The following is a 25,402-nucleotide window of genomic DNA, read 5'->3' as shown; positions in this document are numbered from 1 at the left end:
CCGGAAACACAGCGTTCGGAGGATGGCTTGAATGTTCCACGAGCCTCCCCCACATCGTATTCATCCACCGGCCGAACGGCCGGACTGACCCCAACTAGCATCCTCAGGAGTCTCCCCCATGGGCAAGATCATTGGTATCGACCTCGGCACCACCAACTCGTGCGTGGCGATCATGGACGGCGGCAAGGCCCGCGTCATCGAGAATTCGGAAGGCGATCGCACCACCCCGTCGATCGTCGCCTACACCAAGGACGGCGAAGTCCTGGTCGGTGCCTCGGCCAAGCGCCAGGCCGTGACCAACCCGAAGAACACCTTCTACGCGGTGAAGCGCCTGATCGGCCGCAAGTTCACCGACGGCGAGGTGCAGAAGGACATCGCCCACGTCCCGTACAGCATCCTGGCCCATGACAACGGCGATGCCTGGGTGGCCACCAGCGACGGCAAGAAGATGGCGCCGCAGGAAATCTCGGCCAAGGTGCTGGAAAAGATGAAGAAGACCGCCGAGGACTTCCTCGGTGAGAAGGTCACCGAAGCGGTCATCACCGTGCCGGCCTACTTCAACGACAGCCAGCGCCAGGCCACCAAGGACGCCGGCCGCATCGCCGGCCTGGACGTCAAGCGCATCATCAACGAGCCGACCGCGGCCGCGCTGGCCTATGGCCTGGACAAGGGCGACAACAAGGATCGCAAGATCGTGGTGTACGACCTGGGCGGCGGCACCTTCGACGTGTCGGTGATCGAGATCGCCAACGTCGACGGCGAGAAGCAGTTCGAAGTGCTGGCCACCAACGGCGACACCTTCCTGGGTGGCGAAGACTTCGACAACCGCGTCATCGAGTACCTGGTTGAAGAGTTCAACAAGGACCAGGGCATCGACCTGCGCAAGGATCCGCTGGCCCTGCAGCGCCTGAAGGACGCTGCCGAGCGCGCCAAGATCGAGCTGTCCAGCGCCCAGCAGACCGAAGTGAACCTGCCGTACGTCACCGCTGACGCCTCGGGTCCGAAGCACCTGAACATCAAGCTGACCCGCGCCAAGCTGGAAGCACTGGTGGACGACCTGATCAAGAAGTCGATCGAGCCGTGCCGCGTCGCCCTGAACGATGCCGGCCTGCGTTCGAGCGACATCAGCGAGGTGATCCTGGTCGGCGGCCAGACCCGCATGCCGAAGGTGCAGCAGGCGGTGACCGAGTTCTTCGGCAAGGAACCGCGCAAGGACGTCAACCCGGACGAAGCCGTGGCACTGGGTGCGGCGATCCAGGGCGGCGTGCTGGGCGGCGACGTCAAGGACGTGCTGCTGCTGGACGTGACCCCGCTGTCGCTGGGCATCGAGACCATGGGCGGCGTGTTCACCAAGATCATCGAGAAGAACACCACCATCCCGACCAAGGCCTCGCAGGTGTTCTCCACCGCCGAGGACAACCAGTCGGCCGTGACCGTGCACGTGCTGCAGGGTGAGCGCGAACAGGCCCGCTTCAACAAGTCGCTGGCCAAGTTCGACCTGTCCGGCATCGAGCCGGCTCCGCGCGGCCTGCCGCAGGTGGAAGTGTCCTTCGACATCGACGCCAACGGCATCCTGCACGTGTCGGCCAAGGACAAGAAGACCAACAAGGAACAGAAGGTCGAGATCAAGGCAGGTTCGGGCCTGTCCGAGGAAGAGATCGCGCGCATGGTCGCCGACGCGGAAGCCAACCGCGAGGAAGACAAGAAGTTCCAGGAACTGGTGCAGGCCCGCAACCAGGCCGACGCCCTGATCCACGGCACCCGCAGCGCCATCACCGAGCACGGCAGCAAGGTCGGCGGCGATGTCATCGGCAAGGTCGAGGCGGCCCTGGCCGACCTGGAGACCGCGATGAAGGGTGACGACAAGGCGCAGATCGAAGCCAAGTCGAAGGCGCTGGAAGAAGCCGGCCAGTCGCTGTTCGCTGCGGCTTCGGCCGACCAGGGCGGTGCCCCGGGTGCCGATGCCGGCAATGCCGGCAAGGGCAACGATGACGTGGTCGACGCCGAGTTCACCGAAGTCAAGGACGACAAGAAGTCCTGATCCGGACCGACGCGGGACGCTGCCAGCCAGCGTCCCGTTGTCGCATCAGGGTCCTGACCGCCCACCGGCGTGTCGGGGCGCCCGACGCAAGAGCGGACCTGGTTCCGCTCTTCCGCTTTGACGAATCCCGACGTTCCGGAACCCGATTCACGATATGAGCAAGCGCGATTACTACGAAGTGCTGGGCGTTGCCCGCACCGCCACCGACGAAGAGCTGAAGAAGGCCTACCGTCGCTGCGCGATGAAGTTCCATCCGGACCGCAACCCGGGTGATGCGGCGGCCGAGGCCTCCTTCAAGGAGTGCAAGGAAGCCTACGAAGTGCTGTCCGACGGCAACAAGCGCCGCATGTACGACAGCCACGGCCACGCCGCGTTCGAGCACGGCATGGGCGGCGGCGGTCCGGGTGGCCCGGACATGAACGATATCTTCGGCGATATCTTCGGCAACATCTTCGGCGGTGGCGGCGGTGGTCCGCGCCAGGCCCGTCGCGGTGCCGACATTGGCTACGTGATGGAACTGGACCTGGAAGAAGCCGTGCGCGGCGTCGAGCGCCGGATCGAGATTCCGACCCTGGCCGAGTGCGGCGACTGCGATGGCAGTGGCTCCGAGGACGGCAAGGTCGAGACCTGCAACGTGTGCCATGGCCGCGGCCAGGTGCGCATCCAGCGCGGCATCTTCGCCATGCAGCAGGCCTGCCACAACTGCGGCGGCCGTGGCCAGATCATCGCCAAGCCCTGCAAGACCTGCCATGGCAACGGCCGCGTCGAGGAAGACAAGGTGCTGTCGGTGAAGGTGCCGGCCGGCGTCGATACCGGCGACCGCATCCGCCTGCAGGGCGAAGGCGAAGCCGGCCCGGCTGGAACGCCGCCGGGTGACCTGTACGTGGAAGTGCGGGTGCGCGAGCATGCGATCTTCCAGCGCGATGGCGACGACCTGCACTGCGAAGTGCCGATCCGCATCTCGCAGGCGGCACTGGGCGACACCGTGCGCGTGGCTACCCTCGGCGGCGAAGCAGAGATCCGCATCCCGGCCGAGACCCAGACCGGCAAGCTGTTCCGCCTGCGCGGCAAGGGCGTGCGTTCGGTGCGCAGCCGCAGCGAGGGCGACCTGTACTGCCGCGTGGTGGTGGAGACCCCGGTCAACCTCACCAACGAACAGCGCAAGCTGCTGGAGCAGTTCGAAGCCACCTTCGTCGGCGAGGAAGCACGCAAGCATTCGCCGAAGTCGGCGACGTTCATGGATGGCGTGAAGGGCTTCTGGGACCGGATGACGTCCTGAGTTTTTCAACGGAAGTGTTGGGCGGTAGCGCCGGGCCATGCCCGGCGTTTTCGTTTGCGATCATCGGAAAAATGCCGCAGGCGTCTGCCCCAGCTGGCGCTTGAACATGCTGCTGAACGCGCTGGGGCTGTCGTAACCCATCGCCAGCGCCACATCGATGACCTTGTCGCCCACCGCCAATCGTTCCAGGGCAGCCAGCAGCCGCGCCTGCTGCCGCCACTGCCCGAAGGTCATGCCCAGCTCGCTGGCGAAGTGGCGCTGGATGGTTTTCACGTCAACCTCCAGCGCCTGCGCCCAGTCCTGCAGCGTGGCTTCATCGCCGGGGTGCTTCTGCAGGTGTTGGCAGATCCGCAGCAGGCGCGGGTCGCTCGGCGCAGGCAGGTGCAGCGGCAGCACGTCCATGCGGTGCAGTTCGTCCAGCAGCAGGCGCACCACGCGGCCATCGCGGCTGTCCTCGATGTGCTCGCCCTTGACCAGCGTGGCGGCCTGCAGCAGCTCGCGCAGCAAGGGCGACACCTGCACCGCGAACGGCTCGGTCGGCAGGTGCGGGGCGAACGACGGGTCGATGTACAGGCTGCGCATGTGCACGGCGGCGATGCAGTCCACCGCGTGCACCATCCCGGCCGGCATCCAGATCGCGCGGTTCGAGGGCACCACCCAGCGGCCGACTTCCGATCGCACCACCATCAGGCCGGAGATGGCGTAGACCAGCTGGTGGCGCTGGTGCTTGTGCCCGGGAATGTGGGTGCCCACCGGGTACTGGGTGACCCGATAGGTGACCGGACGGTGCAGGGGAACCTCCCGCCAGGGCGCGGCCGGATCGACGTCGCCGGCGATGTCCTTTTTGCGATAGGGCATGACCTGAACGCGGCAGAAGGGAGGGGAGGGCAACCGTAGCATGCGGGGCTCGCCCCCAACCTGACTGCGTCCATGTCGACCCTGGCTTCTCCCGCAACGACCTCGCGCCCGGTAGCTCCCGGCGTGCTGGCCGCCATCTCCACCTCGCATGTCGTCAACGACATGATGCAGTCGCTGATCCTGGCCATCTATCCGGTGATCAAGGGCGGCTTCAACCTCAGCTTCACCCAGATCGGCCTGATCACGCTGACCTATCAGCTCACCGCTTCGATCTTCCAGCCGTTGATCGGCATGGCCACTGATCGCCGCCCGGCACCGTACTCGCTGCCGATCGGCATGGCCTCGACCCTGTGCGGCATGCTGCTGCTCGGTTTCGCACCGAACTACGCGGTGGTGCTGATGGCCGCGGCCATGGTCGGCATCGGCTCGGCGATCTTCCACCCGGAGGCCTCGCGCATCGCCCGGCTGGCCTCGGGTGGCCGGCACGGTTTCGCGCAGTCGGTGTTCCAGGTCGGCGGCAACTTCGGTACCGCACTGGGCCCGCTGATTGCGGCCGCAGTGATCGTGCCGTATGGCCAGCATGCCGCATCGTGGTTTGCCGGCGCCGCGCTGATCGGCATCGCGCTGCTGACCTATGTCGGCCGCTGGTACGCGCTGCACCTGGGCACCCCGCGCCCGGCCAGCACCGCCTCGATGGCCCCGCGCCATCCGCCGCGCACCGTGGCCAAGGTGCTGGCGATCCTGCTGGTGCTGATCTTCAGCAAGTACTTCTACATGGCCAGCATCGGCAGCTACTTCACCTTCTACCTGATCCACCACTTCGGCATTCCGGTGGCACAGGCGCAGCTGCACCTGTTCGCGTTCCTGGTGGCGTCTGCGGCCGGCGGCTTCCTGGGTGGCCCGCTGGGTGATCGCATCGGCCGCAAGCCGATCATCTGGACCTCGATCCTGGGCGTGGCGCCGTTTGCGCTGATGCTGCCGCATGCCGATCTGCTGTGGACCACGGTGCTGGCGGTACTGATCGGCTTCGTGTTGTCCTCGGCATTCTCGGCCATCGTGGTGTACGCGCAGGAAATGATGCCGCACCGTATCGGCATGGTGTCCGGCCTGTTCTTCGGCTTTGCATTCGGCATGGGCGGGCTGGGCGCGGCCGTGCTCGGCCTGCTGGCGGACAAGACCAGCATCGAGTACGTCTATCAGCTGACCGCGTTCCTGCCGCTGCTGGGCATCGTCGCGGCGTGGCTGCCGCCGTCGCGGCCTGCTGCTCACTGAGGAGGTTGGGTTGCAGGGCTTGCAGCCCTGCACCTGCCGAAGCAACGTCAACGTCAACAGCAGAAGCTGGCTATCCGTGGGTTGGCGGGGTGGGTCCGGTTCCGGGGGGCGCCGTAAATACGTCCATGTAGGCTCGGTCGCCGCATCCATGCGGCTCACGCCCCCGCAACCGGACCCACCCCGCCTTCGACAGTTTTCCGCGATCTGTCGGAACAGCTCGTGGGGTCAGATCCGTTTTCCGAAGAAAAACGGATCTGACCCCGATTTATTTCGGTATCCCACAGATGTGCCGACCAACGGTCGGCACCCACCAACAGTCGCGGGAATCTGTCAGAGGCGGGGCGGTGTGGGTGGGCAGGACCGTTGGCGCCATGGATGGCGCCATCGAGCCCCCATGGATGGGTTTACGGCGTGTCCTGACCACCCACACCGCCTCGCCACCCCACGGAATGCGGCTCTTGATCTTGCTTCGGCTTCGCCTTCGGCAGGTGCAGGGCTGCAAGCCCTGCCGAAAACCCCCTTGGGCGTAGAATGCGGCCATGAGCGAATCCCTTGATAACCATCTGGTCCACGGCCGCCGCCAGCGGCCGGATGGGCCGTCGCCGATCGATGTCATCTCGGTCCAGTCGCAACTTGTCTACGGCCATGCCGGCAACAGCGCGGCTGTACCGCCGATGCGCGCACTCGGCGTGCGCGTGGCGGAAATCCCGACCGTGCTGCTGAGCAATGCCCCGTTCTACGACACTACGCGGGGCCGCGTGCTGCCGGTCGACTGGTTCGCCGACCTGCTGCTCGGTACCCACGAGCGTGGCCTGCCGCAGCGCGCCAAGATGCTGGTGTCCGGCTATTTCGGCAGTACCGCCAACGGCGCGGCGTTCGCCGACTGGCTGGACGGGATCCTGCCGGCCTGCCCCCAGTTGCGCTACTGCCTGGATCCGGTGATCGGCGACACCCACACCGGGCCCTATGTGGAACCGGGCCTGGAAGCGGTCTTCGCCGAACGCCTGTTGCCGCACGCCTGGCTGGTGACGCCCAATGCCTTCGAACTGAATCGCCTGACCGGCATGCCGGCGCTGGCCGAGACCGATGCCATCGCCGCCGCGCGCACGCTGCTGGATCGTGGCCCGCACTGGGTGATCGCGCACAGCGTGGGCGGCAACCCGGGTGAACTGGTGACCCTGGCCGTTGGCCGCGAGGAGACCTGGCGCTGGACCTCGCCACTGCTGCCGGTGGACGTGGCCGGTACGGGGGATGTGCTGATGTCGCTGGTGGTGTCCTTCCTGCTGCGCGGCGAATCGATGCAGCTGGCCATCTCGCGGGCGATCGCCGGCACCCACGCGGCGCTGGAGGCGACCCTGGACAACGGCTTCGAGGAATTCGACGTGGTCGCCGCCGCGCCGGCGGCGCTGGCCGAAGGAACGCGCTTCCGCGCCGAACGCGTGGCATGAGCGGCCTGGATCCCCGCACGCCGCGCACGGTCGGCATCATCGGCAGCGCTGGCGCCTACGGGCGCTGGCTGACCCGCTTCTTCCAGCAGCACATGCAGCTGCAGGTGATCGGCCATGATCCCGCGGACCCGGACTCGCACACGCCGGAGCAGTTGCTGGCGCAGGCCGATGTGCTGGTGTTCTCGGCACCGATCCGGCACACGCCGGCATTGATCGCCGAGTACGTGCGGCAGTCGGCCGGCCGCGAGCAGGGCAGGCTGTGGCTGGACGTGACCTCGGTGAAGGAAGCACCGGTACAGGCGATGCTGGACTCGCAGGCCGAAGTGGTCGGCCTGCATCCGATGACCGCGCCGCCGAAAGCACCGACGCTGAAGGGCCGGGTGATGGTGGTCTGCGAAGCCCGGCTTCAGCATTGGCAGCCCTGGGTCGACACGCTGTGCGCGGCGCTGCAGGCCGAGTGCGTGCGGGCCACGCCGCAGCACCACGACCAGATGATGGCGCTGGTGCAGGCGATGGTGCATGCCACCCATCTGGCCCAGGCCGGCGTGCTGCGGCAGTACCAGCCGCAGCTGGGTGACCTGGCCGCGATGATGCCGTACCGGTCGGCGTCGTTCGAACTGGATACCGCGATCATCGCGCGCATCCTGTCGCTCAATCCGGCGATCTACGAAGACATCCAGTTCGGCAATCCCTACGTGGCGCCGATGCTGGAACGGCTGGTCGGCCAGCTGCAGGCGCTGCGGGCGCAGGTTGCGCAGGGCGATGACAGCGCGCGGGCTGGATTCCGCGAGCAGCTGCTGTCGGCCAATCGCAGTGCCTTCGGCGAGCAGGCGCTGGCTGACGGCAACTACACCTTTGAACGCGTGGGGTATCTGCTGGCTGACCTGACCGAGCGCAACGCGCTGTCGGTGCACCTGCCGGAAGACCGGCCCGGCTCGCTGCGTGCGCTGCTGAATGTGTTCGAGCAGCATGGCGTCAGCCTGGCGTCGATCCATTCCTCGCGCACGCCCGGTGGCGAGGTGCACTTCCGCCTTGGGTTCGTGGCCGGCAGCGATCCGGGGGCGATCACCCGCGCGGCCGCCGAGGTGGACGCCAGCGGCATCGGGCGCGTGTTGGGCTGACCACATTCATCCACAGGCGGTGTGGATGGATGCTGAGCAAACATGTGGATAACCGCGTGCGGCCCTTGGCGGGCAAGGCTGTCAAGATGGTTGGTCAAAAATTGATCACGCTTTTTGCAGGGTCGAGTCATGCTCGACTGCCCTTGGCAAAAAGCGTGTCGACCAGGGGCGACACCTACCCAGAGAGGGGCGATAGAGCCAGTGCCCACCAAGGTGGGCACCCACCAGGCGGGGTGGCAGTGCTAGATCGTCAGCCTCAGCTCACCACCGCTGGTGGTGAACTCGCGGCCGTTTCGCACCAGATGACGGCCATCATCCAGTTCATAGCGCGGCGTGGCTTCCGAATGGTGCCCGCTGCCATTCGCCTCGGGCTTGAACTCGATGATGATGTGGCTTTCGCCATTGCTGTCGACGGCAGGGAACTGACGGAACGACATCGTGGACCTCCTTCAGCGGATGCTGCTGATGCGAGGCCAGCTTGGTCCGGCCGATGTTAGCCGGCCGTCATCAATCGATGAACTGCAGGCGTGCCAGTTCAGCGTACAGTCCGCCTTGGGCCAGCAGCTGCGAATGGGTGCCTTCGGCCACGATGCGGCCCTGGTCCATCACCACGATGCGGTCGGCCTTCAACACGGTGGCCAGGCGATGGGCGATGACCAGCGTGGTGCGGCCAGCCATCAGGCGCTCCAGTGCCTGTTGCACGCCATGCTCGCTCTGCGCATCCAGTGCACTGGTGGCCTCGTCCAGCAACAGGATCGGCGCATCCTTCAGCAGCGCGCGGGCAATTGCCACGCGTTGCTGCTGGCCGCCGGACAGGCGGGCACCGCGCTCACCCAGTTCACTGTCGTAGCCCTGCGGCAATGCGCGCAGGAAACCATCGGCCTCGGCCGCGCGTGCGGCCGCCTCGACCTCGGCGTCGCTGGCCTGCAGGCGGCCGTATCGGATGTTGTCGCGTGCGCTGGCCGCGAACAGCGTCGGCTGCTGCGGCACCAGCGCCAGCTGCGCGCGCAGTTCGGCCGGGTCGACCTGGCGCACGTCGATGCCATCCACGCAGATGCGGCCGCTGGCCGGGTCGTGGAAGCGCAGCAGCATCGACAGCACCGTGCTCTTGCCGGCGCCCGACGGGCCGACCAGGGCCACGGTCTCACCCGGGCGGACATGCAGGTTGAAGTGGTCCAGAGCGGCCTGGTCCGGGCGCTGCGGATAGTGGAACACCACCTCGTCGAAGCGGATTTCACCCCGGAGCGGTTGCGGCAGCGTAAGCGGCTGCGTCGGCGCACGGATCTCGATGTCTTCCTGCAGCAGTTCGCCGATGCGGCCCATGCCACCGGCCGCACGCTGCAGCTCGTTCCACACTTCAGCCAGGGCGCCGACCGAGCCGCCGCCGATCAGCGCGTACAGCACGAACTGGCCCAGCGTACCGGCGCTGAGGCGCCCGTCGATGACATCGTGCGCGCCCAGCCACAGCACGCCGACGATGGCGCCAAACACCAGCAGGATGGCGCTGGCGGTGACCAGCGACTGCGCACCGATGCGGCGGCGCGCGGCACCGATGGCATCGCCCAGCGCCTTGTCGAAGCGGCCGCGCTCGTAGGGCTCGCGTGCGTGCGCCTGCACCGTGCGGACCGCGCCCAGCGTCTCGCTGGCCAGGCTGTTGGCATCGGCGATGCGGTCCTGGCTGCTGCGCGCAACCGCGCGCAGCTTGCGCGCGCCGATGATGATCGGCAGCACCGCCAGCGGGATGCCGAGCAGTGACCACGCGGCCAGCCGCGGGCTGGTGACGAACAGCATCGCCAGGCTGCCGACCACGGTCACGCTGCTGCGCAGGGCTACCGACATGGTCGAGCCGACCACGCTGCGCAGCAGCTCGCTGTCGGCGGTCAGGCGCGAGACCAGCTCGCCGCTGCGGCTGCGGTCATGGAAGCCGGCGCCGAGCTGGATCAGGTGTGCGTACAGGCGGCTGCGCAGGTCGGCGACGACCTTTTCGCCCAGCAGCGATACGAAGTAGAACCGCGCGGCCGTTGCCAGTGCCAGCACGACCGCCACCAGCATCAGCAGGGCGAAGGCACGGTTGATCTGGCCCCCACTGCTGAAGCCATGGTCGATCATCTGCTTCACGGCGGGGGGCAGGCTCAGCGTGGCCGCCGACGATACCGCCAGGGCCAGCAGCCAGGCGGTGAACAGTCCACTGTGGCGGCGCACGAATGGCCACAGCGTCCGCAGGCTGCCGAGGCGGCGCAGCGGCGGGGGCGAGGCGGCGGCGTCGTCCTTGTCAGTCATCCTGGTGGTCGTCCTGTATGCGGATACGGTCACGGGTGGCGTCGCGCAGTCGGATTTTCAATGCGTCGACCTGATCTGCCGGCAATTCGATCCGCAGGCACACGCCATTGGCATCGAACCGTTCATCGCGCTTTTCGGCGCCGAAGGCGGGCAGGGTGGCATGCAGGGTCCCCAGCTCCTCGAACCCGGCCAGCAGCTGCAGCCGGGCCATCGCCACCAGCGGCAGGCGCGGCGCGATGCGCAGGCACTCCGCAGCGGCCCCGCCGTAGGCGCGCACCAGTCCGCCGGCGCCGAGCTTGATACCGCCGAACCAGCGCGTCACCACCACCATCACCCGGTCAAAGCCCTGGCCGTCAATCGCGGCCAGGATCGGACGCCCGGCCGTACCGGCGGGCTCACCATCATCACTGGAGCGGTAGTCCTGGCCGTGGCGGTAGGCCCAGCAGTTGTGGGTCGCATCGGCGACCGCCACCTGCTGCAGGAACGCCAGTGCCGCCGCAGCACCGTCGATCGGCGCGGCGTGTGCAATGAAACGGCTGTGTTTGACTTCCAGCGTGTGGCTGACCGGCTGGGCAAGGGTATCGAGCATTCCCGCCATTCTACGGGGTTGCCACAGGTGCTCGCCCGTTTCAGTCGTCCAGCAGTGGACGCAGGTCGCGCGGCAGGCGGGCCTCCGGATACTGCTGCACATAGCGCTCCAGGCTGGCGCGGGCCAGGTCGCGCTGGCCGTCGTCGCGGCGCGCGCGGATCTTCTGCAGCCACTGCCGCCTGGGCAGCCTGGCATCGGCGTCCACTTCGGCCTGCACGGCATCGGCAGTGAGTCCGGCGTCGCTGCCGCGGCGCATGACGCCCGGTGCGGAGCGGCTCGGGACCGGCCGCTTCATCGAGGTGACCTCGACCCGATCCAGTGACTGGGCCCGTTCGGCATCGGCAGCGCTGGCCACAGCCGCTTCGGCGCTGCGAGCTTTCAGCGCGCCCTCCGGCGCTGGGGCCAACGCCGGCGCAGGCACCAGGTAAGCCGCCGGTGCGGCAGGTGCGGCAGGTGCGGGCGGTGCCGCTGCCGGCGCAGGTGCGGCCGCCTGCGCAGGCGCGGGAGCCGGTGCATGAGGCAGCGCGGCAAACGAGGTATCGGCGGCGACGTCCGCCGCCTTGGCTCGCGCTGCTGGTTGCGCGGGCGGTGCTGGAGCGTTGGCGGCCTGGGCCGGCGCAGGTTCTGGCGCGTGCGCGACGGCCGGCGTTGCGGGTGCCGGTGCAGCAGCCGGCGCGGCCATCGGGGCTGCCTGCGCCGGTGCGGGTCCCACAGCGGCAGCGGTGGATTGATCGGCGGCACGGCTGTCCGCGCGCTGCGTCGCGGCCGCGTCATCGGCTGCCACACGGGGTGCTGCGATCCCGGCTTCAGCCGCAGGAACCGGCGGGGGCTCCGGGCGCAGCTGCCAGGCGATGCCGATGGCAAAGACCATCGAGGCGGCGATGCCGAATACGGCTGGCCAGCGCGGACGCGGGCGCGGCGCGCGTGGTGCCTCCGGTGAGGCAACAGCATCGGCGGGCGGCGCGTCCACGGCAGCGCGTGCGGCGGCCAGGATCGCCGCGTCCAGCGCGGCCGGTGGGCCCTGTTCGGCGCGGCGGCCGAGCAGGCGCGCCAGCTCGCGTTCTTCCGGCGTCAGCGGTTCGTCTCGGTTCATGCGTTCAATCCCGCACGCAGCTTGTCCATCGCATAGCGCAGCCGCGATTTCACGGTTTCCCGGCCTACGCCGGTGATCTGGCCGATCTCCTCCAGGCTCAGTTCCTGATCCAGCCGCAGTTGCAGCACTTCGCGCTGCTCGGGCGGCAATTGCTCCATCGCCCGCTGGATGCGGCGACGTTGTTCGAATTCGGAAAGCTCTGCTTCCGGCGTCTGTCCATCCTCGATCGCGGCCAGGCGCAGGTCGGCGTCGGCCGGTGCGGCAGGGCGATGGCGCGCCGCGCGCCAATGGTCGTTCAGCCGGTTGTGTGCAATGCGGAACAGCCAGGTGCTGAATGCGGCCTCAGGCTGCCAGCCGGCGCGCGCGCTGATCACCCGCTGCCAGACGTCCTGGAAGATCTCCTCGGCCAGCGCGGTGTCGCGCAGCTGCCGCAGCAGGAAGCCGAACAGGCGCTTGCGATGGCGGGCGTACAGGCTTTCGAACGCGCGCAGGTCGCCACCGGCCCAGGCCAGCATCAAGGCTTCATCGGTTGGCAGTGCGCTGGCTTCCACGGCGTACAGGGTAAGGCCTGCGGGCGGTGGCGCATAGCCGGTGACGGGGGCGGGCAGGGCGAGGTTCATGGCGTGGAAGCGGCTGCGGACAGCAGGAAAAACGTACGGGCGCACGATTCGGGGTTCACGGGCTTCCATTGCCCCCCGGGTGGCGCGCTATGCTCGGCGGCTCAGGGGAGGCGACGCACAGACGGCGCCAAGAGATTGTCATTTGTCCACGCACGTTGAACCGGCGGAAGAGCCACCACACGAGGCCGTGCTGAGCACGGCGCTGGTGCGCGCATTGCATGCGCTGCTGCCGGATTCGGCCGTGGTCCGCGTTGGCTGGGACGACCCGCAGCTGGGGCGCGGCCAGGGGGGCTGGCCGGCGGTCGTGGCAGCCGGCGCGTTCGCTTCGCCCGGCGTCGGTGACGGCTGCCATGGCTGGGACTATGACGGCGCCCGCCTGCAGTTGTCGGTGGAAGGCGCCGTGCCATCGGCGGCCTGGTGGGGGCTGGCGCGGCAGGCCATTGAACTGGCCCTGCAGCGTGGCCGCCAGGCCGGGCAGATCAAGGCGCTGGAAGAGGCCGAACGGTTGCAGCAGGCGCTGTTCCAGATTGCCGATCTGGCCGGCGCCGACCTGGAAATGTCGGAGATGCTGCGCCACGTGCACGGCGTGCTTGGCACGCTGATGTACGCGGAAAACTGCTACATCGTCGAATACGACGATGTCCGCGACCAGATCCGCTTCCTGTACTTCGCCGACCAGGTCGACGACTTCGTCGCCGATCCGGCGCAAAGCCATGCTGCCGAAGAAATGCCGCGCAGCCTGACCGTGGCCCTGCTGCGTCACGGCAAGCCGCTCAGCGGGCCCTCGCGCGAGCTGCTGGCGCGCGTGGTCGAGCAGGAGCACGATCCGCAGCGCGGCCCGGAGAGCCTGGACTGGCTGGGCGTGCCGATGCTGCGCGATGGCCGGGTATGCGGCGCCATCGTCGTGCAGAGCTATGAGCTTGCGGCCCGCTATGGCGAGGCCGAGCGGGCGCTGCTGGGCTTTGTTGCCCAGCACGTGCAGACCGCGATGGATCGGCGCCAGGCGCAGGTCCGGCTGGAACAGCAGGTGGAGCGGCGCACGCTGGAGCTGCAGCGCGCCAACCACAGCCTGCAGGAGGAAGTGGCCGAGCGCCGTCGCGCCGAGCAGCTGCAGACTGCGCTGTACAACATCGCCGAGATGGCGATGTCGGCCGACAGCCTGGCCCAGTTCTACGGGCAGGTACACGGTGTGGTCGGGCGCCTGCTGGATGCGCGCAACTTCTATATCGCGCTGGTGAACGAAGCCGGCAACGGCCTGGACTTCGTCTATTCGGTGGATGAGCACAACGCCAGCCGTGCACCGCGGTCCTTCAGCCGCGGCCTGACCGAGTACGTCGTGCGCAACCGGCGGCCCCTGCTGGCTTCGCGCGCGCAGATCGATGCGCTGCTGGCCAGCGGCGAGGTGCGCGAGTCCGGTGCACGTTCGCACTGCTGGCTGGGCGTGCCGCTGCTGCGCGATGACGAGGTGGTCGGCGCGATCGTCGTGCAGAGCTACAGCGAGAACAGCGTCTTCAGCGTGCACGACCAGCGCCTGCTGACCTTCGTCGCGCAGAACATCGGAACCGGCCTGGCGCGCCAGCGCGACCAGCAGCGGCTGCGATCGGCGCATGCCGAGCTGGAAAAGCGCGTGGAGGAGCGTACCCGCGAGCTGGCCGAGGTCAACGAAAAGCTGCTCGGGCAGATCGGCGAGCGCCTGCGGGCCGAGCAGCGCCTGACCCATCAGGCCATGCATGATGCGCTGACCGGCCTGCCCAACCGCCTGCACCTGCTCGATCGCCTGCAGGATGCGCTGGCGCTGGCCAAGCGCGAGGGAGGGCCGGTGTTCGCCGTGCTGTTCCTCGACCTGGACCGCTTCAAGCTGGTCAACGACAGCATTGGCCACGCTGCCGGCGACCGCATGCTGGTGGAAGTGGCCAAGCGCATCGTATCGATGGCCGGCCCGGAGGACGTGGTCGCGCGGCTGGGGGGTGACGAGTTCGCGGTGCTGCTGCACTGTCCGCAAGGGTTGGCGCAGGCGCTGGATTTCGGCCAGCGCTTGTTGCTGGCATTGCAGGAATCGATATGGATCGCCGGGCGCGAGCTGTTCCCGTCCGGCAGCCTGGGCATCGCGCTGTGGAATCCGCGTTACCGCACCGGCGAGGAACTGCTGCGCGACGCAGATGCGGCGATGTACCGGGCCAAGGCGCAGGGCCATGACCGCTGCGCGATCTTCGACGAGGACATGCGTGAGCAGGCCATGCGCAGCCTCGACCTGGAAGCCGACCTGCGCCGTGCGATCAACAACCGCGATTTCGTGCCGTTCTACCAGCCGATCGTGCGCCTGTCCGATGGCGAAGTGGTGGGCCATGAGGCACTGCTGCGCTGGCAGCACGAGCGCCGCGTCCTGCTGCTGCCGGGCGCATTCCTTGAGCTGGGCGAGGAAAGCGGCCTGATCGAACAGGTTGACTGGCTGATCTACGAGCAGGTCATTGCCGGCCTGGCCGAAGGCGGGCAGAGCTATGTCTCGGTGAACGTATCACCCCGCCACTTCCGCTCGGCCGAGTTCAGCGGCCGCCTGTTCGGCCTGCTCGACGCATGTGGTGCCGATCCGCGTCGCCTGCGCCTGGAGATCACCGAGGTGGCGCTGCTGGACGATGGTCCGCACACGCTGCGCATCCTGCAGGGCCTTCGCGAGCGCGGCATCCAGGTGCAGCTGGACGACTTCGGCACCGGCTTCTCGGCGCTGTCCTACCTGCACCGTTTCCCGATCAGCACGCTGAAGATCGACCAGAGTTTCATTGCCGGCCTGCATGGGCCGGAAGTGCAGAGCACGCGTGCGCTGGTCGAAGGCGTGCTGTCGCTGGCACGCACGCTGGGCATTGAAACCATCGGCGAAGGCATCGAAACCGAGGCGCAGCGGCAGACGCTGCGCGAGCTTGGCTGCGACTATGGCCAGGGCTACCTGTTGGGCCGCCCGGCACCGAAGGCGCGCGCGGTGGCCTGAGCCGCCGCGCGACGTTGCTTCACCGCAGGGCGGAGCGACGCTTTTCGTCGATCCACTTCGAGGCCTGGGCCGGCTGGTAGTTCTGCATCCACGCCAGCATGTCCTCGATGTCCGAGCCGTACCACAGGTCCTGGCGCTGGTCCGGATGCAGGAAGCGCTCTTCCACCATGCGATCGATCATGCCGATCAGCGGGGCGTAGAAGCCCTCCACATCGAGGAATGCGCATGGCTTGTTGCCGATGCCCAGCTGTCGCCAGGTCAGCATCTCGAAGATCTCTTCCATGGTGCCGAAGCCGCCGGGCAGGGCGACGAAACCGTCGGCAAGATCGAACATGCGCGACTTGCGCTCATGCATCGAACCGACAATCTCCAGTTCGGTCAGGCCGCGATGGGCCACTTCCCAGTCGGCCAGCTGGCGCGGAATGACGCCGGTCACCTCGCCGCCGGCGGCGAGCACGGCATTGGCCACGGTGCCCATCAGGCCGACGTTGCCCCCGCCATACACCAGGCGCATGCCGTCGCGGGCAATGCGATCGCCCAGGGCAATGGCGCGTTCGGTGTAGGCCGGCTTGCTGCCAGCGTTGGAACCACAGTAGACGCAGATCGACTTCATGGGGGTTCTTGTCTCTTGGTGCGGAAACGAAAACGCCCCGTCGCCGATCGCAGAGCGGTCAGGGACGGGGTGTCCTTGGATTATGGGCCCTTCTGTAGCGCCGAACCATGCTCGGCTGCGCTTCGTTCAGATCGCGGCAAAGGCTGAGTCGAGCATGGCTATGCCGGTCGTCCTGACCGGCACCCTTCGGGCCGTCGCCAGCGACGTTGGCAGCGGCTCCTGCCGCTGCCTTCGGCTCCACGCAAGTGGGCGCTTACGCGGCAGCGGCCTGCTCGCGGCGCGGGCCTTCACGCAGGGCGCGGCCGACCATGCCCACCAGCAGGTCCAGCTCCTCGCTGTCCATGCCGAAGTGCGGGGTGAAGCGCAGCGAATTCTCGCCACCGTGGATCACGTTGATGCCGTGCTGGCGCAGCCATTCCTCGGTGGAGTTGGCGCCGTAGCACTTGAACTGCGGCGCCAGCTCGCAGGAGAACAGCAGGCCGGTGCCCTGCACCTTGGTGATCAGCCCGCCCAGTTCGGCCTTCAGCTGCTCCAGCTTGCGCACGGCCTCGGCGCCACGTTCGGCGATGTTGGCGCGCACCTGCGGGGTCAGCTGCGCCAAGGTGGCGCAGGCCACGTCCAGCGCACGCGGGTTGCTGGTCATGGTGTTGCCATAGATGCCCTTGCGGTAGAGCTGCGCGGCATGTTCGGTCACCGCCAGTACCGACAGCGGGTACTGCGCGGCGTTGAGCGCCTTGGAGTAGGTCTCCATGTCCGGCGGGTCCAGGCCTTCGAAGCCAGGGTAATCGACCACCGAGAGCACGCCATGCGCACGCAGGCCGGCCTGGATCGAGTCCAGCAGCAGCAGGCTGCCATGCGCACGGGTCAGTTCGCGGGCCACGGCATAGAACGCCGGCGGCACCGAACGGCCCGGGTCGCCTTCGCCCATCACCGGCTCCAGGAACACCGCCTCGATGAACCACTGGTTGCGTGCAGCGTCCTCGAACACCTTGCGCAGGCCGGCCTCATCGTACGGCGCCACGGTGATCACCGAGTCCTCGCCGCGGTAGCTGGCCAGGTGCTGCATGTAGCTCTTGCGGCTGGAATCGGAGTACAGCGCCGGGCGGTCGGTGCGGCCATGGAAGCTGCCCTTGACCACCACGCGCTTGATCGTCGCGCCGGCATGCCGGGCGCCCGGGTCGGTCTGCAGCTTGGCATTGACGTCGGCGATGCGCGCGGCCAGGCCAACGGCTTCGGAACCGGAGTTCAAGCACATGAAGCGGGCGAACGGGCAGCCGCCTCGGCGGTGGCCGATCTCGGCGCGCAGCGCAGTGATGAAGCGCTGCTGCGACAGGCTGGGGGTCATGATGTTGGCCATCACCTGCGGGCGTGCCATCGCCTCCAGCACGGCGTCCGGGGTATGCCCGAAGCCGAGCATGCCGTAGCCGCCGGCGTCGTACAGCACGGCACCCTTCAGGGTGACCACCCACGGGCCGCGCGCGGCCAGCGCCACGTACGGGGTCACCGCATCGTCGGCATAGAAGTTGACGAAGCCGTCCTGCATCGCATCGACCTGCGCCTGTTCGTCCTGTGCCAGCAGCGGCCCCAGGTCGGCCTGCACGCGTGCGAATTCCTCGGCGGCGGCGTCCACTGCGGCGACCAGCTGCGGGTGGCGGGCGGACAAGGCAGTCAGGGTCGCGTCGTCCAGGCCGGTGGTAAGGCGGGTGCCGGGCTGGTCGCGCAGGGGGGCGAGGCGTTCGATGAAGCTCATTGCAGATCTCCTGAAACGATGGGTCGCACGGGTCTTCAAAAGCAAAACGCGCGTCATCACGCGCGCTTGGGGGCAGGCTCGTGCAGCGGACTTCCAACTCGATGCTAGCACTTGTTTTTCTGCGCGATAACCCCGCAGAAACCTGCTGCATAGCAGCATTTTGCGCGACGTTCGCCGTGAAGCACGCCGGCTCGCGGACGCTGCACGTACAATGCGCGCCATTGTCGACCTGTTGCCGCCCACTGCCTTGAAGAAGTCCGATTTCCACTACGACCTGCCGGCCGAGCTGATCGCGCAGGCTCCCCTGGCCGAACGTTCCGCCAGCCGCCTGCTGCTGGTGCCGCCGGCCCCTGCGGCCTTCACCGATCTGCAGGTGCGTGACCTGCCGTCGCTGCTGCAGCCGGGCGACCTGCTGGTGTTCAACGACACCCGGGTGATCCCGGCGCGCCTGTTCGGGCAGAAGGCCAGCGGTGGCCGCGTGGAAATCCTGATCGAACGCCTGCTCGGCGGCCAGCAGGCGCGTGCACAGGTCGGTGCCAGCAAGTCGCCCAAGGCCGGCAGCCGCATCGCGCTCGATGCCGGTGGCGAAGCCGAAGTACTGGGCCGCGACGGCGAGTTCTATGTGCTGCAGTTCCATGTGCCCGAATCCCTGGAGCAGTGGCTGCTGCACGCCGGCCGGCTGCCGCTGCCGCCGTACATCCAGCGCGAGCCGGGCGTGGACGACCGCGAGCGCTACCAGACCGTGTTCGCGCGCGAAGTCGGCGCTGTGGCGGCACCGACCGCCGGCCTGCACTTCGATGAACCGCTGTTGGCCGCACTGAAGGACAGGGGCGTGGAGTTCGGCCACGTCACCCTGCACGTGGGCGCAGGCACCTTCCAGCCGGTGCGCGCCGATGACCTGAAAGACCACGTGATGCACCGCGAGTGGCTGAACGTCGGCGCCGAACTGGTCCAGCAGGTGCGGCGCACGCGCGCCGCCGGCGGCCGCGTGATCGGCGTCGGCACCACCGTGGTGCGCGCGCTGGAAAGCGCGATGCGCGATGGCGAGCTGCTGCCGTTCGCGGGTGAAACGCAGATCTTCATCACCCCGGGTTACCGCATCCGCAGCGTCGACGCGATGGTGACCAACTTCCACCTGCCGGAAAGCACGCTGCTGATGATGATTTCCGCGTTCGCCGGCAAGGAGCGCGTGTTCGAGGCTTACCGGCACGCGATCGAGCAGCGCTACCGCTTCTTCAGCTACGGCGACGCCATGCTGCTGTTCCCGCAGGCGGGGTAGGGCGCCTGCGGCATCTGCCTGTGGTGGGTGCGCACGGTGGGTGCGGACCTGCCGGAACCCGGGAGGAAAGCCACGCACGGCGTGGCTCCGCAGCCGGTCCGTTCAGGCCTGAATGGGCGGCCGCCCCGGTTTTGGGAGACAATGGGCGACTATTTGCCTGAACGACCGCTCCATGTCCCGACTGCAGTTCCAGCTCAAGACCCGCGACGGCCGTGCCCGCCGTGGCCGCCTGACCTTCCCGCGTGGCACGGTGGAAACGCCGGCGTTCATGCCGGTGGGGACCTATGGCTCGGTCAAGGGCATCCTGCCGGACCAGGTGCGCGCGCTGGGCGCCGAGATCATCCTCGGCAACACCTTCCACCTGTACCTGCGCCCGGGCCTGGACATCATCGCCGACCACGGCGGGCTGCACGGCTTCTGCCGCTGGGATGGCCCGATCCTGACCGATTCCGGCGGCTTCCAGGTGTTCTCGCTGGCCCACCGCCGCAAGATCACCGAGCAGGGCGTGACCTTCGCCTCGCCGACCGACGGCGCCCGGGTGTTCCTGGGGCCGGAAGAGAGCATGAAGATCCAGAAGGTGCTCGATTCGGACGTTGTGATGATCTTCGACGAGTGCACCCCGTACCCGGCCACCGAGGACGTCGCCCGCAGCTCGATGGAGCTGAGCCTGCGCTGGGCCCAGCGCAGCCGCAACGCGCATGACGAGCTGGGCAACGACGCGGCCCTGTTCGGCATCGTCCAGGGCGGCGTGTACACCGACCTGCGCAGCCGCTCGGCCGATGCCCTGCAGGCGATCGGCTTCGACGGCTACGCCATCGGCGGCCTGGCCGTGGGCGAGCCGGAACACGAGCGCAACGCCATGCTCGACCACCTGGACCCGGAGCTGCCGGGCGACCGCCCGCGCTACCTGATGGGCGTGGGCCGGCCGGAGGACCTGGTGGAAGGCGTGGCCCGCGGCGTGGACATGTTCGACTGCGTGATGCCGACCCGCAACGCCCGCAACGGCCACTATTTCACCTCGTTCGGTACCGTCCGCATCCGCAACTCGCAGTACGCGCGCGACATGGACCCGATCGAGCCGGGCTGCGGCTGCGTGGCCTGCACCGGCGGCTACACCCGGTCCTACCTGCGCCACCTGGACCGTTGCAACGAGATGCTGGCGCCGATGCTGGGCACCCTGCACAACCTGTTCTATTACGAAAAGCTCATGGCCGACATCCGGGCCGCGATCGAGGCGGGAACCTTCCTGGCCTTCCGCGAGTCCTTCTACGCGGCACGCGGGGCAGTGGCCCCGCCGCTGTAACCCGGACGCCCCCTGCCAAACGGCCCAAGGACGAACGCCCGGGGCCGTGGCATACTTCAAGGCTGACCCAGATCCGCGGTCGCGACCGTGGCACCTGATGGTGCCGGGGCGCCGCCCAACCAAAGGACCAACGATGAACCTGCTTGCTTTCCTGATTCCCGCCGCCCACGCCCAGGCCGCCGGCGGCCAACCGCAGGGCATGGGCCTGACCACGCTGCTGTTCCCGATCATCCTGATCGCCATCATGTACTTCCTGATGATCCGCCCGCAGATGAAGCGGCAGAAGGAGCACAAGGCGATGCTGGAAAAGATCAAGCGCGGCGACGAAGTGCTGACCAACGGCGGCATCGCCGGCAAGGTCACCGACATCGGCGACCACTTCATCACCGTCGAAGTGGCCGACAACGTGCGCATCCGCGTGCAGAAGGGCGCTGTCGGCAGCGTGCTGCCGACCGGCACCCTGGATTCGGCCAAGTAAGCCACTCCCTTTCCGAAGCACAACCGCGGCGCCGGGGATGGCGCCGCGCGGGACCCAAGCAATGCTCGAATTTCCACGCTGGAAGTACGTCGTCATCCTGATCGTACTGGCGCTCAGTGCGCTGTACGCGCTGCCCAACATCTACCAGAAGGACCCGGCCATCCAGATCACCGCCAACCGTGGCGGGCAGATCGACGATGCGCTGCGCGACCGTGTGCTGGCCGACCTGAAGAAGGCCGGTGTCACTGCCATCGGTGCCGAAAAGGAAGGGGAAAGCCTGATCGTCCGCCTGCCGGACCTGAAGTCGCAGTCCGCGGCCAGCGATGCCCTGCGCGACACCGTCGGCGAGAAGTACACGGTGGCCCTGAACCTGGCCTCGACCGTGCCGGACTGGCTGGCCCGGCTGGGCGGTCGCCCGATGGTGCTCGGCCTGGACCTTCAGGGTGGCGTGCACTTCGTGCTGCAGGTCGACCAGAAGGCCGCCCTCGACAAGCGCTTGGATGCCTACACCGAAGACGTGCGCAGCACCCTGCGTGACGCCCGCATCGCCTACCAGTCGGTGGAGCGCCGTGCGGACAACAGCATCGTGGCCAACCTGAGCCCGTCCGCCGGTGACGACGCCGCGCAGCGTGCCCGTGCCGCCCTGGTCAAGGCACAGCCGACGCTCGGCTATGACGTCAGCGGCAACCGCATCACGGTCACCGTGCCGGAGACCGAGATCACGCAGATCGCCAACGGCGCCATCGAGCAGAACATCAACACCCTGCGCAACCGCGTGAACCAGCTCGGCGTGGCCGAGCCGATCATCCAGCGCCAGGGTGCCGACCGTGTGGTCGTGCAGCTGCCGGGCGTGCAGGACACCGCCGAAGCCAAGCGCATGATCGGCGCCACCGCCACCCTGGAGTACCGCGCGGTGGTCGAGGGCAATGCGCAGGACGCCATCAATTCCGGCCGCATCCCGCCGGAAGCGAAGGTCTACCAGCAGCGTGACGGCCGCGGCCCGATCCTGCTGAACAAGCGCGTGATCGTCACCGGTGACCAGATGGTCGGCGCGCAGGCGGTGACCGATTCGAACAGTGGCTCCCCGGCCGTCAGCGTGACGCTGAACAATGTCGGTGGCCAGCGCATGTTCGACTTCACCAGCGCCAACGTGAACAAGCCGATGGCGGTGGTCTATACCGAACGCGTGCCGACCGTGACCGTCGTCGACGGCCAGGAAGTGCGTGGCTTCAAGGTCAACGAGGAGGTGATCTCGGTGGCCAACATCAACGGCGTGTTCGGCAAGAACTTCCAGACCACCGGCCTGCAGAAGAAGGAAGCCGAGGACCTGGCCAAGCTGCTGAAGTCCGGCTCGCTGGCCGCGCCGATGGACTTCGTCGAAGAGCGCGTGGTCGGCCCGAGCCTGGGCGCCGAGAACGTCAAGAACGGCATGCGCGCGGTGGTGTTCGCGTTCCTGTTCACCCTGGTGTTCTTCAGCATCTACTACCGCATGTTCGGTGTGATCACCTCGGCGGCGATGCTGTTCAACCTGCTGATCGTGGTGGCGGTGATGTCGCTGTTCGGCGCGACCATGACCCTGCCGGGCTTCGCCGGCCTGGCGTTGTCCGTGGGCCTGTCGGTGGACGCCAACGTGCTGATCAACGAGCGTATCCGTGAAGAACTGCGCGCCGGCGTGCCGGGCAAGACCGCGATCGTGACCGGTTACGAGCGTGCCTCGGGCACCATCCTCGACGCCAACCTGACCGGCCTGATCGTCGGTGTGGCGCTGTTCGCATTCGGTACCGGTCCGCTGAAGGGCTTCGCGCTGACCATGATCATCGGTATTTTCGCCTCCATGTTCACTGCGATCACCGTGTCGCGTGCGCTGGCGACGCTGATCTACGGCCGTCGCAAGAAGCTCCAGAACGTGGCCATCTGACGGGACGACACGCACAATGAAACTGTTTCCGCTGCACATCCTCCCGAACGACACCAAGATCGACTTCATGCGCTGGCGCCATGTCGCCATGGCAGTCACCATCGTGGTGTTCCTGGCCTCGGTCGCCATCATCGGCATCAAGGGCTTCAACTACGCACTGGACTTCACCGGCGGCACCCTGATCGAAACGCGTTTTGAGAAGGCCGTGGACGTCGAGCAGGTCCGCGCCAAGCTGGAGCAGAACGGCTTCGACGGTGCCCAGGTGCAGAGCGTCGGTGGCAACACCGACCTGCTGATCCGCCTGGCGCCGCACGGCGAGCATGCGCCGGGCACCGGTGATGCCGCTGCCGAGGACAAGGCCACCGCCGCGGCCGTGGTGAAGGTGCTGTCCAGCGCCGAAAACCAGGCCACGGTGATGAGTACCGCATTCGTCGGCCCGCAGATCGGCAAGGACCTGGCGAAGAACGGCCTGTACGCCACCATCTTCATGCTGGCCGGCTTCCTGATCTACATCGCGGTGCGCTTCGAATGGAAGTTCGCGGTCACCGCCAGCATCGTGGCGATGTTCGACCTGATCGTGACGGTCGCCTACGTGTCACTGCTGGGCCGTGAGTTCGACCTGACCGTGCTGGCCGGCCTGCTGTCGGTGATGGGCTTTGCGATCAACGACATCATCGTGGTGTTCGACCGCGTCCGCGAGAACTTCCGCAGCCTGCGCGTGGACTCGATGGAGGTGCTGAACCGTTCGATCAACCAGACGCTGTCGCGTACGGTGATCACTGCGGTGATGTTCTTCCTGTCGGCGCTTGCCCTGTACCTGTACGGCGGTGCGTCGATGGAAGGCCTGGCCGAGACGCACATGATCGGCGCGGTGATCGTGGTGCTGTCCTCGATCCTGGTCGCGGTGCCGATGCTGACGATCGGCTTCCTGCGCGTCAGCAAGCAGGACCTGCTGCCGAAGGCGAAGGACGTCGAGGCCCTGGCCCGTCGCCCGTAAGCATCTGCTGCATGCGGCACACAGAGAACCCCGCGCACGCGGGGTTTTTTGTGTGCAGGGCTTGCAGCCTTGCAAAGCAAACCCCACCCTACGCCAGCGTCGGTTGTGCAATCGTCCCCCGCGCACTACGATCCTGCGGTTCGCGCGCGCAGGCGCGCCCATATTCCTGCTGAGCGCCCCGTGCGCCGCATCTGCCAACCCGAGGTATCCATGGTCATCAAACCGCGCGTACGCGGCTTCATCTGCGTCACCACCCACCCGACCGGCTGCGAGGCCGCGGTCAAGCAGCAGATCGACTACATCCGCGCGCGTCCGCCGATCCAGAACGGCCCGAAGCGGGTGCTGGTGATCGGTGCCTCCACCGGCTATGGCCTGGCCGCACGGATCACTGCTGCGTTCGGCAGCGGCGCCGCCACGCTGGGTATCTTCTTCGAACGCCCGGGCACCGAAACCAAGCCGGGCACTGCGGGCTGGTACAACTCGGCCGCGTTCCACAAGTACGCTGACGAAGCCGGCCTGTACGCCAAGAGCATCAACGGCGACGCCTTCTCCGATGAGGTCAAGGCCAGGGCCATCGAGATGATCAAGGCCGACCTGGGCCAGGTCGACCAGGTCGTTTACAGCCTGGCCGCACCTCGCCGCAAGCACCCCAAGACCGGCGACATCATCAGTTCCACGCTGAAGCCGATCGGCGAACCGATCACCCTGCGTGGCCTGGATACCGACAAGGAAGTGATCACCGAGACCACCCTGCAGCCGGCGACTCCGGAAGAAATCGCCGGCACCGTCGCAGTGATGGGCGGCGAGGACTGGCAGATGTGGATCGACGCACTCGCCGATGCGGGCGTGCTGGCCAATGGCTGCACCACCACGGCCTTCACCTACGTGGGCGAAGAGATCACCCAGGCGATCTACTGGAACGGCTCGATCGGCGCCGCCAAGAAGGACCTGGATACGAAGGTGCTGGGCCTGCGCGAGAAGCTGGCGAAAATCGGTGGCGATGCGCGCGTGTCGGTCCTGAAGGCCGTGGTGACCCAGGCCAGCTCGGCGATTCCGACGATGCCGCTGTACCTGTCGCTGCTGTTCAAGGTGATGAAGGAGAAGGGCACCCACGAAGGCTGCATCGAGCAGCTCGACGTGCTGTACGACATCCTTTACGGCGGCAAGGCTGACGGCACGGCGGTCGAACGCCTGCGCCACGACCTGGTCGATGGCGACGGCCACACCGTTGCGCTGGTCGATGACGAGGGCCGCCTGCGCGCCGATTACAAGGAAATGGCCGCGGACGTGCAGGGCAAGGTGGTTGCGCTGTGGCCGCAGGTGACCAACGAGAACCTGTACGAGATCAGCGACCTGGCCGGCTACAAGGCCGACTTCCTGCGCCTGTTCGGCTTTGGCGTGGACGGCGTCGACTACGAGGCCGACGTCAATCCGGACGTGAAGATCGACAACCTGGTCGACATGACCTGATCAGCGAAAA

The 25,402-nt window shown here is 67.5% G+C and carries 20 protein-coding genes; 12 read left to right on the top strand and 8 right to left on the bottom strand.

Annotation, left to right across the window (positions count from 1 at the left end):
* Positions 1-118: 118 nt before the first annotated feature.
* A complete protein-coding gene (gene dnaK / locus AC5P9I_RS13425) occupies positions 119-2,041 on the top strand; it encodes a molecular chaperone DnaK (protein ID WP_049470287.1) in 1,923 nt (640 codons plus the stop codon).
* 154 nt (positions 2,042-2,195) lie between these two features.
* Positions 2,196-3,320, top strand: coding sequence for a molecular chaperone DnaJ (gene dnaJ, locus AC5P9I_RS13420; RefSeq protein WP_049470284.1), 1,125 nt, complete (start codon positions 2,196-2,198; stop codon positions 3,318-3,320).
* A 60-nt stretch (positions 3,321-3,380) separates the two neighbouring features.
* Here dnaJ and AC5P9I_RS13415 read toward each other — a convergent pair whose 3' ends face one another.
* Positions 3,381-4,178: an AraC family transcriptional regulator gene (locus AC5P9I_RS13415; protein ID WP_049470282.1), complete on the bottom strand. Its 798-nt coding sequence runs from the start codon at positions 4,176-4,178 to the stop codon at positions 3,381-3,383.
* Between the two features lie 72 nt (positions 4,179-4,250).
* Between AC5P9I_RS13415 and AC5P9I_RS13410 the strand changes: the two genes are divergently transcribed.
* From AC5P9I_RS13410 to AC5P9I_RS13400, 3 genes are all read left to right on the top strand, one after another.
* Entirely contained in the window at positions 4,251-5,450 is a 1,200-nt protein-coding gene (locus AC5P9I_RS13410) for an MFS transporter (RefSeq protein ID WP_049470279.1), read from the top strand.
* A 539-nt stretch (positions 5,451-5,989) separates the two neighbouring features.
* The gene (gene pdxY / locus AC5P9I_RS13405; RefSeq protein WP_049466422.1) at positions 5,990-6,898 is read left to right on the top strand and encodes a pyridoxal kinase; all 909 of its coding nucleotides are present in this window, start codon (positions 5,990-5,992) and stop codon (positions 6,896-6,898) included.
* A complete protein-coding gene (locus AC5P9I_RS13400) occupies positions 6,895-8,019 on the top strand; it encodes a prephenate dehydrogenase (protein WP_049466423.1) in 1,125 nt (374 codons plus the stop codon). The genes pdxY and AC5P9I_RS13400 overlap by 4 nt, the downstream gene beginning before the upstream one ends.
* Positions 8,020-8,261: 242 nt before the next feature.
* Here the strand turns inward: AC5P9I_RS13400 and AC5P9I_RS13395 are convergent, their stop codons facing one another.
* The 5 genes from AC5P9I_RS13395 to AC5P9I_RS13375 form a co-directional block, all read right to left on the bottom strand.
* Complete coding sequence (locus AC5P9I_RS13395) at positions 8,262-8,456, bottom strand: hypothetical protein (protein ID WP_049466425.1); 195 nt, start codon at positions 8,454-8,456, stop codon at positions 8,262-8,264.
* 70 nt (positions 8,457-8,526) lie between these two features.
* Positions 8,527-10,299: an ABC transporter transmembrane domain-containing protein gene (locus tag AC5P9I_RS13390; RefSeq protein WP_130768183.1), complete on the bottom strand. Its 1,773-nt coding sequence runs from the start codon at positions 10,297-10,299 to the stop codon at positions 8,527-8,529.
* Positions 10,292-10,888 carry an IMPACT family protein gene (locus AC5P9I_RS13385; protein WP_057493792.1) on the bottom strand — a complete coding sequence of 199 codons (597 nt, stop codon included), beginning with the start codon at positions 10,886-10,888 and terminating at the stop codon, positions 10,292-10,294. Before AC5P9I_RS13385 ends, AC5P9I_RS13390 begins: the two co-directional genes overlap by 8 nt.
* A 40-nt stretch (positions 10,889-10,928) precedes the next feature.
* A complete protein-coding gene (locus tag AC5P9I_RS13380) occupies positions 10,929-11,981 on the bottom strand; it encodes a hypothetical protein (protein WP_130768182.1) in 1,053 nt (350 codons plus the stop codon).
* Positions 11,978-12,496, bottom strand: a complete 519-nt coding sequence (locus tag AC5P9I_RS13375) for an RNA polymerase sigma factor (RefSeq protein ID WP_231353173.1) — start codon at positions 12,494-12,496, stop codon at positions 11,978-11,980. The genes AC5P9I_RS13380 and AC5P9I_RS13375 overlap by 4 nt, the downstream gene beginning before the upstream one ends.
* 247 nt (positions 12,497-12,743) lie before the next feature.
* On the opposite strand from AC5P9I_RS13375, the gene AC5P9I_RS13370 reads away from it, so the two are divergent.
* Entirely contained in the window at positions 12,744-15,584 is a 2,841-nt protein-coding gene (locus tag AC5P9I_RS13370; protein ID WP_495217365.1) for a bifunctional diguanylate cyclase/phosphodiesterase, read from the top strand.
* Between the two features lie 19 nt (positions 15,585-15,603).
* Here the strand turns inward: AC5P9I_RS13370 and AC5P9I_RS13365 are convergent, their stop codons facing one another.
* Together AC5P9I_RS13365 and AC5P9I_RS13360 are read right to left on the bottom strand one after the other, a co-directional pair.
* Positions 15,604-16,197: an LOG family protein gene (locus tag AC5P9I_RS13365; RefSeq protein ID WP_049464410.1), complete on the bottom strand. Its 594-nt coding sequence runs from the start codon at positions 16,195-16,197 to the stop codon at positions 15,604-15,606.
* A gap of 253 nt (positions 16,198-16,450) precedes the next feature.
* Complete coding sequence (locus AC5P9I_RS13360) at positions 16,451-17,947, bottom strand: aminotransferase class III-fold pyridoxal phosphate-dependent enzyme (RefSeq protein WP_049464411.1); 1,497 nt, start codon at positions 17,945-17,947, stop codon at positions 16,451-16,453.
* Between the two features lie 211 nt (positions 17,948-18,158).
* On the opposite strand from AC5P9I_RS13360, the gene queA reads away from it, so the two are divergent.
* The 6 genes from queA (at position 18,159) to fabV (ending at position 25,392) form a co-directional block, all read left to right on the top strand.
* Positions 18,159-19,226, top strand: coding sequence for a tRNA preQ1(34) S-adenosylmethionine ribosyltransferase-isomerase QueA (gene queA, locus AC5P9I_RS13355; RefSeq protein ID WP_088475965.1), 1,068 nt, complete (start codon positions 18,159-18,161; stop codon positions 19,224-19,226).
* 172 nt (positions 19,227-19,398) lie between these two features.
* On the top strand, positions 19,399-20,529 hold the full coding sequence (gene tgt / locus AC5P9I_RS13350) for a tRNA guanosine(34) transglycosylase Tgt (RefSeq protein WP_130768181.1): 1,131 nt from the start codon (positions 19,399-19,401) through the stop codon (positions 20,527-20,529).
* A gap of 133 nt (positions 20,530-20,662) precedes the next feature.
* On the top strand, positions 20,663-21,007 hold the full coding sequence (gene yajC, locus AC5P9I_RS13345; protein WP_005416201.1) for a preprotein translocase subunit YajC: 345 nt from the start codon (positions 20,663-20,665) through the stop codon (positions 21,005-21,007).
* A 61-nt stretch (positions 21,008-21,068) separates the two neighbouring features.
* A complete protein-coding gene (gene secD / locus AC5P9I_RS13340) occupies positions 21,069-22,925 on the top strand; it encodes a protein translocase subunit SecD (RefSeq protein ID WP_014646827.1) in 1,857 nt (618 codons plus the stop codon).
* Positions 22,926-22,941: 16 nt separating this feature from the next.
* Positions 22,942-23,922, top strand: a complete 981-nt coding sequence (gene secF / locus AC5P9I_RS13335) for a protein translocase subunit SecF (protein WP_130768180.1) — start codon at positions 22,942-22,944, stop codon at positions 23,920-23,922.
* Between the two features lie 210 nt (positions 23,923-24,132).
* Entirely contained in the window at positions 24,133-25,392 is a 1,260-nt protein-coding gene (gene fabV, locus AC5P9I_RS13330) for an enoyl-ACP reductase FabV (protein WP_103282838.1), read from the top strand.
* Positions 25,393-25,402 lie beyond the last annotated feature (10 nt).

It is taken from the genome of Stenotrophomonas sp. YJH_SMC_29 (genome assembly GCF_059371235.1).
Note: the sequence above shows the minus strand (reverse complement) of the source record. Positions and strands in the feature narration are given on the sequence as shown.